Origin of the sequence: Algoriphagus resistens, from assembly GCF_001442615.1 — a bacterium.
Taxonomy (GTDB): domain Bacteria; phylum Bacteroidota; class Bacteroidia; order Cytophagales; family Cyclobacteriaceae; genus Algoriphagus; species Algoriphagus resistens.
Genome location: NZ_LMXN01000002.1, coordinates 412,087 through 423,883, shown reverse-complemented (window position 1 = coordinate 423,883; position 11,797 = coordinate 412,087). Strand labels below are relative to the sequence as shown.

General features: G+C 41.3%; 7 protein-coding genes. 6 read left to right on the top strand and 1 reads right to left on the bottom strand.

Going from position 1 to position 11,797, the window contains the following annotated elements; all coding sequences use genetic code 11:
• Window positions 1-371 precede the first annotated feature (371 nt).
• From arr to AS141_RS27530, 4 genes are all read left to right on the top strand, one after another.
• Entirely contained in the window at window positions 372-785 is a 414-nt protein-coding gene (gene arr, locus AS141_RS27350; RefSeq protein ID WP_198293503.1) for an NAD(+)--rifampin ADP-ribosyltransferase, read from the top strand.
• A gap of 299 nt (window positions 786-1,084) precedes the next feature.
• Complete coding sequence (locus AS141_RS05110; RefSeq protein ID WP_082632183.1) at window positions 1,085-4,249, top strand: PAS domain S-box protein; 3,165 nt, start codon at window positions 1,085-1,087, stop codon at window positions 4,247-4,249.
• Complete coding sequence (locus AS141_RS05105) at window positions 4,224-4,598, top strand: response regulator (protein WP_057936545.1); 375 nt, start codon at window positions 4,224-4,226, stop codon at window positions 4,596-4,598. The genes AS141_RS05110 and AS141_RS05105 overlap by 26 nt, the downstream gene beginning before the upstream one ends.
• A gap of 80 nt (window positions 4,599-4,678) precedes the next feature.
• Window positions 4,679-4,930, top strand: a complete 252-nt coding sequence (locus AS141_RS27530) for a CBU_0592 family membrane protein (RefSeq protein ID WP_082632182.1) — start codon at window positions 4,679-4,681, stop codon at window positions 4,928-4,930.
• Here AS141_RS27530 and AS141_RS05100 read toward each other — a convergent pair.
• Window positions 4,891-5,493, bottom strand: a complete 603-nt coding sequence (locus AS141_RS05100) for a TetR family transcriptional regulator (protein ID WP_057936544.1) — start codon at window positions 5,491-5,493, stop codon at window positions 4,891-4,893. The genes AS141_RS27530 and AS141_RS05100 overlap by 40 nt on opposite strands.
• A 1,126-nt stretch (window positions 5,494-6,619) precedes the next feature.
• Between AS141_RS05100 and AS141_RS05095 the strand changes: the two genes are divergently transcribed.
• Together AS141_RS05095 and AS141_RS05090 are read left to right on the top strand one after the other, a co-directional pair.
• A complete protein-coding gene (locus tag AS141_RS05095; RefSeq protein ID WP_057936543.1) occupies window positions 6,620-9,853 on the top strand; it encodes a SusC/RagA family TonB-linked outer membrane protein in 3,234 nt (1,077 codons plus the stop codon).
• A 96-nt stretch (window positions 9,854-9,949) separates the two neighbouring features.
• Complete coding sequence (locus tag AS141_RS05090) at window positions 9,950-11,740, top strand: RagB/SusD family nutrient uptake outer membrane protein (protein WP_057936542.1); 1,791 nt, start codon at window positions 9,950-9,952, stop codon at window positions 11,738-11,740.
• The last annotated feature ends 57 nt before the right edge of the window (window positions 11,741-11,797 follow it).

Genomic DNA, 11,797 nt, shown 5'->3' with positions numbered 1-11,797 from the left:
TAAATTAGGATTTGTGTAAATTCTTAGACTCAACTACTCGTATGGAATTCAACCCGGGCAACCACGTAGTTAAGCGCTGTCTTCAGGCTATGGAGAAGGAAGAAAATGGCCAATTTGAGGAAGCTTACAGCCTGTTTCTTCAAGCATGGTATAATGCTACAGAAGATTTTGAAAAATTCACCGCAGCTCATTATTTAGTACGGTACCAAGAGAACATATCTGACAAACTCAAATGGCTTGAAACGGCTTTGCAATATGCTTTAAAAGTAAACAGCAGCACTGTTCAGAGTGCTTTTCCAAGCCTATACCAATCCATCGCCAAATGCTATGAGGAATCAGGCGAGCCTGTTAAGGCAAAAAAGTATGCTGAATTGGCAGCTTCTATTAAGGATAAACCAGCTGATAAGGGACCCTTTTATCATGGGACGAAGGCAGATTTGCAAGTTGGGGATTTGCTGACTGCCGGGGGAAGCTCCAATTACAAACCTGAACTCAAAATGAACCACATTTATTTTACCGCATTGCTGAATGGTGCGGGACTCGCGGCCGCATTGGCAAATGGCAACGGAAGTGAACGTGTGTATATAGTAGAACCTACCGGAAGCTTTGAAAATGATCCGAATGTTACGGATAAAAAATTCCCTGGAAATCCTACCCGCTCATACCGCTCCGTATCCCCTTTAAAGATTGTAGGAGAAGCGGAGGATTGGTTGAAACAGACGCCAGAGGAAATCCAAAGCTGGAAGGAAAAACTGGCAAAGAACAAAGGGGAAATCATAAATTGATTGCAGACCTAAAGGGGAAGCGGATTTTCGGATTCAGGATATCCTACGGGATTTGCTATTCTAGCCATTAGGTTCAGCGTATCTAGTACTTATGTGTGCATCTTGCTGATTTTACCGCAAATTTCAGGACTTTTATTTGCCGAATGTTATTCCTCTAAGTTTGAAATGAAAGTTTAGTAAATCCAGATTCCAGAAATTTGTAGAAATGCTCAGGAGTCTTAGCCATACTTTTTAAACTATCATTGATTTATTCATTTGATATATTTGGTAGTACCCGTCTAAAATATTAAATAGGGAAAATGTCTATTGAAAACTTGGCCAAAAGAAAATCAGAATCTTACAATTTAATATTTGATCTGGCTCCATTTCCAATGTGGATCTATGATCTGAAAACCTATAGATTTCTGGTCGTTAATCAGGAGGCCGTCCGTCATTATGGATATTCCGAAGAGGAATTTCTAAAAATGACGATTAAGGATATACGACCTGTAGAGGATATTCCGCTATTAGAAGACGCAGTCAAAGAGGCACGCACAAGAACAGAGACCTACATGCAAGGGCTTTTCCGACACCAAAAGAAAGATCGGAGTATTATGTATGTACAGATCAAGAGCAACTTAATAGATTTCGAAGGCAAAAAGGCTGAAATTGTAACGGCAATTGATCTGACTGAAAGATACAAGCAGGAAAGTAATATTGAAGAGCAACGGCAATTTCTTGAGATCATCGGATCCATTCATGAAATCCTATTGAAGTCAACTAACTGGAAGAAAGATTTAGAGCAATGCTTTCAGATTCTTGGTGAATTTCTTGGCGTTCATAAGATTTGTTTTTATCAGAACAGCCCGCCAGAGGACACGTATATTCCTAAGGTAATTTGGTGTGGAAATGCAACCACGATCCCTGATCATCCAAACTCAGATCCACACCGCATTTTGTATGCTGACTTTCCTCATTTTAGGGAATCCTTGGAAAGAGGGAATTCATTTGAAATCATAGTTTCTGATTTGCCACCTTCCAGGACAAAGGAGATTTTGGAAAAACAAAACATACAGAGCCTTCTTGAACTCCCTTTGATGATTAATAACATCCTTTCAGGATTGATTACATTGGAAGATTTGGAAAATAGTAGAAAATGGAAGGAAAATGAAATCCAACTGCTGAAGACACTGACCTCCAATCTGGCGCACGTGATAAAGGAAGCCCAAGCCCAGAAACAACTGGTAGATAACGAAGCCAGGTTTAGGTCACTGGTACAAAATGGGAATGATCTAATTGCAATCATCGACTCCCAAGGTAATTACCAATACGTTGCCCAGACTTCCCAGAAAGTTTTGGGTATTGCACCTGAAGAATTCATCGGGAAAAATGCCTTTGAATACATCCATAAAGAGGATATCCCCAGGTTGATGGAAGAGCTGGGGCAAATGACAACAAAGGAACAGGTATCCATTGAACCATATCGATTTCAAGATGCCCAGAAAAACTGGCGCTGGATACAGACTGATCTCACTAATCATCTTTCGGACCCGGTGATTGCCGGAATTGTTGCCAATACTAAGGACGTAACTGTAGAGGTAGAGAAAAGGATGGGAGAACAACTGTTCGCTTCCCTAACAAGAGCAATTAGTCAACCAGCTTCTTTGTCTATTTGCTTAACTGATGCATTAAAAGCAATCACAGAATTTTCCAACTTCAGTGTTACAGAAGTTTGGCTGGTATCGGAGGATAAATCCCGTCTGGACTTAATCACCAAATCTGGTAAGCACGAGGATTTGAAAATTTTTTACCAGAATTCAAACCATGTTCACAGCTTTGAAAAAGGAGTAGGCCTACCTGGGCAGGTGTGGCAGGTTAAAGAAACCATTGTACTGGAAAACCTAAAGAACAATAATGCTTTTATAAGGGCCAGATCATCTGACCTGATCAGCCACCAAACAGCCATAGGAATTCCTGTTTTGAATAATGAAGAGTTTTTAGGTTGTATTGTCTGCCTTTCTCTTTCTGAGAAGAAGCACGTGCTGGATCAGGTAAAGTTGCTTACAAATGTAGGCCTGCAGATAGGAGCAGTGTTAAAACAAAAGATAACCGAAGAGCAGTATCGCAGTTTATTTAATATTTCACCCGACCCCCATGGTTTACTTGGTTTTGACGGGCATCTTAAGAAAATAAATAATGCCTTTGCCAAGCTATTAGGCTATGAAAAGACTGAATTACTAAGTAAATCTGTTTTCCTTTTTTTACATGATGATGACAAGGCCAAAGCACAGGAAAGAATTAAAGCACTGATCAACGGAGCGGTTCCCGGAGAGTTCGAGGCAAGATTTTTAACGAAGGATGGCCAGGTAAAGTGGCTTGTATGGAAAGGAATCGTGATAAAAGAATCCAAGATCATCATTACCGTAGCCAAGGATATTACAAAACAAAAACAGGCTGAAATTGAGCTCAGCAGCTCCAATAAAAAGCTTAAGACTGCTCAAAAAATCGCCAAACTTGGTTATTGGTATAGAGATTTTGCTACCGATATCACAGAGTGGAGTGAAGAAGCATACCATATCCACGGGTATACCCCGGATAATTTTGTCCCTACCATGGAGAATGTGAAACGGACCTTTCACCCTGAAGACAGGTATCTAATTGAAGGAGATCCAAGTGAGCAGCTTGAGCATGGCAAAGTCAAAAGTTTTGAACATCGGATAATTACTGCCTCAAATGAAATCAAATGGGTGCAGCAGGAAATTCGAATTCTGGCAGATGAAAATCAGATCCCCTATAGGATAGAAGGGACAATCCAGGATATTACTGAGAGAAAAGAATATGAATTACAACTGGCAATCAGCAATGAACGGTTTCAATTGGCCATAAAGGCCAGCAATGAAATGATCTGGGAACTAGATCACCAGAATCAAACGATATACCGCAGTACAGGCTACAGTCAGCTGATAAGTTACAAATCCAATGAGCCTTTTTCAAAGGAAAATTCCTGGTTCAGCAATATGTCTTCCCAAGAGTTGGAGGAGGTTTGGGATTCACTTCAAGAAGCTTTACAAAATAAGAAAGAGACCTTTTGGTCCAAAGAGTATAAGGTACTTACCGAAGAGGGTTCAATTGCATATTTTGTTGATAGGTGTTTTATACTTAGGGACGAAAAAGGCAGACCACTACGATCAGTTGGATCGGTTTTGGATGTGACAGCTTCCCGACTGCAGCTGGAAAGGATCAAAAAACAGAATAAAAAGCTTCGTGAAATTGCCTGGCTTCAGTCCCATGTGATCAGGGCACCCCTTGCCAGAATTATGAGCTTAATTTATTTAGTGAAAGAACATGAGGGCGGAGGCAGATCTATCGGAGAAATTTTTGACCAGATCTCTGTGTCAGCTGAGGAACTTGATAAAGTAATCCTTGAAATAATTAACAAAACGGAGGCTGTAAAAGAAAATGAAACAACAAATTCTGCTCATTGATGATGATCCGGTGATAAACTTTATACATTCTAAGATAATCCGTAAGAAATTTCCGGATGTCCCATTGTTAATCTTTGAAAATGGGCATAAAGCGTTGGCTCATTTAAAAAGTAATCCGGTAAATTCCTATCTGATTTTTCTGGATCTGAATATGCCGGAGTTGGATGGATGGGGTTTTTTAAAAGCTATGTCTTTGGATTACAAAGGTATAGATTCCCAAGTGTATGTTGTGACCTCTTCTGTAGATCCTGTAGATAAAATGAGAGCAAAAAGATATGACCAAGTTCTTTCTTTCTTGATCAAACCATTGAAAGCAGATGATCTTGAAAAAATACCTTTTGTTCTTTGACCGTTAACAGCAGCCCATTTATGCAAAGCGATCAATAAATTGACATTATTACAGAAAGTCATAAAAACTATCTTTAGATCATGATATTCCAACTAATCGGCTGGCTTGGAGCTATATTTTTCGTTTTTTCTTATTTCCTCTTAGCCAAAGGAATCTGGAAGCAAGAGGACATCAAGTATCATCTGTTCAACTTAATGGGGGCTTTGTGTCTGATGGTCAATGCACTGCATTTTTCTGATCATGCAAATTTGGCTGTAAATGGGGTTTGGGCGGGCATAGCCCTTATGGCGCTCTATAGATGCTGGACTTCATATTTACGTAGCAAGTCGTAAACCTGACTTTTAAAAATCTCCAGTTTCCTGTTATAAACTTCTTCATCATCGATCATCGATAGGTAGTAATAGGCTCCTTCTACTACGACAAAAATCTGCTCTGATAGCAAAGCGGTGTCTTTACCCTGTAGATTTTCGTCCTGATCTAAAATCTCTTTCAATGATTCACGCAATTTTTCATGCAAGAGGCGGTATTCAGCTTTGATTCTTGAATTTCGGAAAATCAAACTGAAACAACTGTAAAACACACCATCATCAAAAAGCAAATTCCAGTCTCTGGAAAATAGCTTGCCTACAAATGTATGTGGATCTGCATAGTGCTTTGTCTCCAGTTCTTTTAAAATCGGTTCATATATTTTCAGGTATTGATCCAGTATATAGGATATCAGACTGGATATCAATATTTCTTTGGAAGGAAAGTAGTGCATCACTAAGCTTGGTGGCATCCCCAAATGCTTTCCGATCTTAGCAATGGAAGTATTTTCCAGACCATTCTCTCTGGAAAGATGATAAAATCCTTCAATGATCTCTTTCTTTCGTTCATCTGAAATTTTGTTACTCATGTTGATACTATGTTATAGGAAAATAGCTGTTCTTTAGAAAAAAAATACTTTGAAACCACAAAGTACGATATAAAATATTGAATGATTATTCAATTTATGAATTTGTTTCAAATTTCAGATCCGGAAATTAGTCCCCACGGAATTTTATTGGTGAAAGATTTTACAATACTGTACTTACTAGTTAGGTAAAAGTGTTTAAACAACCAATGAACTGAAAAAACTTTTTACTGCTAGCTGCTGTAAGTTACGGGCGAGGCTACTTTGCCAGCCTCTGCAAGGACATTAATGACCTTATTACTGACATATCTCAGCTATTTATAGCTGTGTGGAAGAGAGAGGTAAACGTGCAGTCGCTGGCTTAAGTTGGAGCAAAAGCACTAGCCAGATCTCTGCTAAACGGAGACGACAGTATTCTATGCAACTGGCGATGGAGAAGCAGAAAGCCGATGATTGCCCTGGAACCTGTTTAGTTGACAGGTGGGAAATTCGCCTGTCCACAAGATCTCTTTGGGAAAGGAGCATGTGCCCTGGCAGGGAGACAGCACTCCGACCACAAGGAATAGGCTGGCTTTGTTCAATCTTCCTGGGATAACGTCCGGGGTTGCCTTAGAGTCGATCAGCATTTGATGAATCGGGTTTAATACAATATGTCCATTTTTTTTTTGCTACAGCTCCTTGGGAATTTGTTGAAGCGAAGATACCTATGAGTAACTCAGCCGATAAGCAATACTGGCTGGAGACTCCAACAGATTAGGTCCTCAAAATTATATGCTGGTCGCTGTGTAGAAAACGAATACTTGTATCTGGCCTGATTGACCATGCCTGATTCGCATAACGAAGCTGTATAAGGAACTCTTTAGGTTTCCATCAAAGAAACATTTCAGCCACGGATCCACCACACTTATGAGCGTAGATAATCATTCTTGTTAATTCTTCATTGCTTTATTGTGAAACATGTTGATTCATTGTTAATCAATTATTATTCTACAGTTACTTGAAATAAAATTCCTTTGATTTAATGATTTCAATATTTAATATTGAATGAATGTTCAATAAATTAATGTGTTACTGAACCGACTTTAGACTAGATAATATGATTGCATTTCTAAATTTAACCCAATAGTATATGGATAATTCTTTACTAGTACCTTCTATCATTTGGAAGGAAATTCAGCGGATAGCCCTGATAATGGCTATGCTGCTAATTGCAAGTTTCCAGTCTTTTGCCCAAGGTGAAATCAATGGGAAAGTAACTGATGCCTCAGGTCAGGGCCTGCCGGGTGTTTCGGTTCTAGAAAAGGGTACCCAAAATGGTGTTATCACTGATCTGGACGGTAGGTATAGGATAGTACCTGGATCAGGGGAAGCAATATTGGTATTCTCGTTCATAGGTTTTCAGAGGATTGAGGAAGCGGTGAATGGGAGAGCTGTTATCGACCAGTCAATGAAAGAAGAGGACACGCTTCTAGACCAGGTAGTGGTGGTAGGATATGGTACCCAGAAAAAGGTTAATGTCACCGGGGCTGTGGACCAGTTGGCGGGTGAAGAGATTGCCAACAGACCAATAGCGAATGTGGTGCAGGGATTACAGGGGATGAGCCCTGGGTTAAACATTACTTATCAGGGAGGTAAACCTGGGACTGTACCCAACATCAATATCAGAGGTTTTACATCCATCAATGGGGGAGGGCCTTTGATTGTGATTGACGGGATACCAGGGAACGAAAGTGATCTGTTGAGGTTGAGTCCTTCTGATATTGAATCCTATTCTGTGCTTAGAGATGCGGCATCTGCCGCGATTTATGGTGCCAGAGCTGCTTTTGGGGTAATACTCATCACCACCAAAAGCGGAACGGAAGGAAAGCAGCAGATATCCTACAATAGCTACTATGCATGGGGACGGCCATCGGTACTGCCTAAGCCGATAACTGATCCTTACATCTACTCTAGGGTTTTAGAAACAGCCACCAATAATACTCCTTGGGATTATGTGAATTATTCGGATGCGCATTACCAGTGGGCCAAAGAGCGCTCGGATGATCCTTCAGTGGAAAATACCCGCTTGGATCCTACCGATCCTAACCTTTGGGCTTACATGGGAAGTAATGACTGGAATGACTATTTTTTCAATTCATCCAGTTTTTCCACAAACCAAAGTCTTTCCATCAGCGGTAATAGTGGCGGAAAGATGCCAATCGGTTATTATGTTGCTGGTGATTACACCAAGGAAAATGGGTTGAACAAGCTTACGCCGGATTATTGGGACAGATATTCCATGCGCGCAAAAATTAATGCAACACCACTGGATTGGCTATCTGTGGACAATAACCTTAATCTCTATCAGACTCAGAGAGCTGATCCTACCAAGAACATTACTGATATTTATTATCTACAGCCTACTGATGTGGATAAAAATCCGGATGGCACCTGGGCAAATACAGGTGCAGGAAGATTGGCAGCAGAATTGGTCGATGGGGGAAAAAGGACGGAAGATATGTTTGGATTTCAGAACATTCTTCAGGCCACTGGATCTTTTCTCCAGGCTGATCTGACTTTTACCGGACGGGCTAGTTTCAAAAGGGAACAGTGGAAATACAATTGGGACAGGAGAAAATACAACATTGGTTTTGGCCCTGAAGATGTGAGGACAGAAGGAGGGGAGGGTTCAGTAATCGAGCGGAATGGTACACTGGTCAATACTATCCTTGATCTATTTGGGAAATATTCCAAAACCCTGGGAGATCATAGATTTGACCTATTGGTTGGGTACAATCAAGAAAACTATGAATATTCTACCGTTCAGGCTGAAAGAAGGGTGTTAATTTCATCTTCCCTGCCTTATTTGGGATTGACAACCGGGGATGCGTTTATTACTCCCTCCTATAGTACATATGCGTTAAGAAGCGGTTTTGGTAGGATTAATTACTCTTTCAGGCAAAAATATATTCTGGAGTTAAATGGCCGCTATGACGGCTCCTCAAGGTTCCCTTCAGATAACCGATGGGGATTTTTCCCTTCGGTGTCGGGATCATGGCTGATGATGGATGAAGATTTTTTCTCGGAGCTGGCCTCTGTGGTTTCTACCTTTAAAATCAGAGCTTCTTATGGTAGTCTGGGCAATCAGAATGTTTCCAATTTTGGATATATCCAGACTTTACCCACAGGGCTTTCAGGATATCTGATCAATGGAGACAGGCAGACTGTCATTACATCTTCCCCGTTGCTGGCAGTAGATCCAACTAATTACACTTGGGAGAAAGTAGTGACCAATAATGTGGGCCTAGACTTTGGGTTATGGGGAGATCGGGTTACAGGTACTTTTGATTATTTTATCAGGGATACCAAAGGTATGCTTACTGACCCTGTTGAACTTCCTGCTGTACTGGGCACCAGTCCACCTAAGCAAAATGCGGCTGACCTGCGGACAAAAGGTTTCGAAGTTACCTTTGGTTATAGAGACCAGTTCGGAAGTGCTTCCAATCCGGTGAGGTTCGGTATTCGGGCCAATCTTTCTGATTCCAGATCCCAAATCACCAGTTTTCAAAACGAAAACGCTTTGTTTTCTAGTTACCGTGTGGGACAGAATATTGGTGAAATATGGGGATTGGTCAATGACGGTATTATGGAAAACGAGGATCAGATCGAACAGCTGGATCAGTCAGCCATTGTTCCCTGGGGAGCCATTGACGTAGTACCTGGCTGGCCAAAATACAAGGATCTGAATGGTGATGGAAAAATCGAACAGGGGCTTACAGAGCTTGATCCTAAAGACTTGACTATTGTGGCAGACACCACCGCCAGATACCGTTATGGGGTAACCTTGGATGTAAGTTACAGTGGATTTGATCTGTCAGTGTTCCTTCAGGGAGTGGGCAAGCGCGATTATTATCCTAGACATTACCTGTACTGGGGTCCCTATCAGCAACCCTATGCGAATATTTATCCTTGGAATCTTGACTTCTACAGAGGCGTCGATGATAGCGCCGATATGATGGCGCAGCATTCCCAGGCCTATATCGAGGCAGGTTTGGCGCAGCAGAATCTGAACTCAGAATTCCCTGTACTCCAAGCCTGGCTGGCGGATAATAATTATGGGGCGGGACTGGATATTCCCCAAACCAAATACCTGCAGAATGCAGCTTACCTCAGGATCAAGAATGTGACTCTGGGCTACACTTTTCCCGCTCCGGTCTTAGAAAAACTCAAGGTTTCCAGAGTCAGAGTATATGTAACAGGTGAGAACATTTTTGAGTTTTCCCCAATCAAGAGGATTTTTGATCCTGAGGCAATAAATGATGGCTACGGATGGGCCTATCCTTTCCAGAGAAAATTCGCTTTCGGACTAAATATCGATTTGTAATAAAAAAAGCAATAAGGTCATGGCAAGCATAAGACAGAAAGATGTTCTCCTCCATGCGAGATTCCATATGGCCTTTAAAAGACAAAATATAATCATATGAAAAAATATATGCTAATATTCGGAGCAGTGATGGTGTTTTCCGCCTGCAACGATGATTTTCTAGATCGCTATCCCCAAACCTCTGTTGCGCCTGAAGAGTTTTTTAAATCAGAAGAGGACCTGGAACTTTATATTAACGGGCTCTTGACTATGTCTGGTCCTGGAAGCTATCAGGCGGACCAAAGCAGTGATAACATGGCAACTACAGGGGCTATTGAAATCAAAAATATGCTTACAGGGACTCCAAGTTCGCAAACCCTCACCGGAGGCTGGAATTGGACTTCGTTGAGAAACATCAATTACTTTCTGGATAATTATCAGAAAGCCAATGCTTCCGAAGAGGCCATCGCACATTTTGTGGGATTGGCCAGGTATTACAGAGCGGTATTCTATTTTGGGATGGTTAAAAGATATTCAGATGTACCTTGGTATGAAACTGCGCTCAATCCTGATGATGAAGGGCTTTATAAGGGACAGGATCCAAGGGAATTCGTGATGGAAAAAGTCATAGAGGATCTTGAATTTGCCTCACAGAATGTAAGGGAAGGAGTTCCTGCAGGCACTCCGGGATTATGGGCTGTAAAAGCTTTTTATTCAAGGCTTATGCTTTATGAAGGAACCTATCGCAAATACCATCCCGAAGTCGGCTTAGAGTCAAGTTCATCGGGTATTTTGCAAAAGGCCGCTGAACTTGCAGAAGAAATTATGGATGCTGGTCTATATACTATCTATAACTCTGGGAATCCAAGCCGGGATTATGGGGCCTTGTTTGGAAGTGACAATCTGATTGGTAATCCTGAAGTCATCCTTGCCAATGCTTATGATGCCAACAAGGACAGGGATGGGAACATTAATTATACGGTGTTTGGAGATTACGAGCAGTCCCCTTCCCGTGATTTGGTGATGGGGTATTTGATGAAGGACGGAACCCGATTTACCGATATGGATGATTATGAGAAGATAGGTTTTGTTGCTGAGTTTCAAAACAGGGATCCACGATTGATGCAGACAATAGCCTTTCCAGGCTGGATCAGACAGCCAAATACCACTCCTTATATTCAGTCACTTAATAAAAATTTCACAGGTTACCACCAGCTGAAAGGTTACCAGAATACTACTGATGAAGTGGCCGCAGGAAGTGTTGATTTTCCGGTTTATAGATTTGCGGAGGTTCTTTTGACCTATGCAGAAGCCAAAGCAGAATTGAATACATTGACACAGACTGATCTGGACCAGTCTGTAAACCTGCTGCGTCAGCGGGCAGGAATACCGGATTTAAGTATGGCTGAAGCCAATGCCGTCCCCGATCCATTTTTAATGGAGAAATATCCTGACCTGAATGGCTCTAATCTTGGGGTTTTGCTGGAAATACGTAGGGAAAGAAGGGTAGAATTGGCGATGGAAGGTTTTCGATATGACGATTTGATGAGGTGGCATGCCGGTAAACTTTTGGAAGAAATCCCTCAAGGAATGTATTTCTCAGGTCTGGGTAAGTATGATTTGACAGGGGATGGTATAGTGGATATTATTTTAGTGGGAAAAGATGCCACCATTCCTGTAGGGGATGCCAAGGAAAAGAACAGTCTTGGTGTAAGTCTGATCTATTATAAAGCCGGAGCCATAGATGAAAATGTAGATGTCTTTTTGGAAAACGGCGCTAATGGAGGTATGATGGTTACTGAAACCAAGGCCAGGTATTTCGAAGAACCTAAATACTATTATCGTCCTGTGCCTATTCAGCAAGTAACATTGAACCCAAACCTACAGCAGATTTTCGGCTGGAATTAATACCTACTAATTTATGAACTAGTCATGAAGATCATGGTAAAGCCATTACTTTTCAAA

Coding starts and splice junctions, on each gene's coding strand:
- AS141_RS05110 (WP_082632183.1), top strand. CDS start 1,085: ATGTCTATTGAAAACTTGGCCAAAAGAAAATCAGAATCTTACAATTTA.
- AS141_RS05105 (WP_057936545.1), top strand. CDS start 4,224: ATGAAACAACAAATTCTGCTCATTGATGATGATCCGGTGATAAACTTT.
- AS141_RS27530 (WP_082632182.1), top strand. CDS start 4,679: ATGATATTCCAACTAATCGGCTGGCTTGGAGCTATATTTTTCGTTTTT.
- AS141_RS05100 (WP_057936544.1), bottom strand. CDS start 5,493: ATGAGTAACAAAATTTCAGATGAACGAAAGAAAGAGATCATTGAAGGA.
- AS141_RS05095 (WP_057936543.1), top strand. CDS start 6,620: ATGGATAATTCTTTACTAGTACCTTCTATCATTTGGAAGGAAATTCAG.
- AS141_RS05090 (WP_057936542.1), top strand. CDS start 9,950: ATGAAAAAATATATGCTAATATTCGGAGCAGTGATGGTGTTTTCCGCC.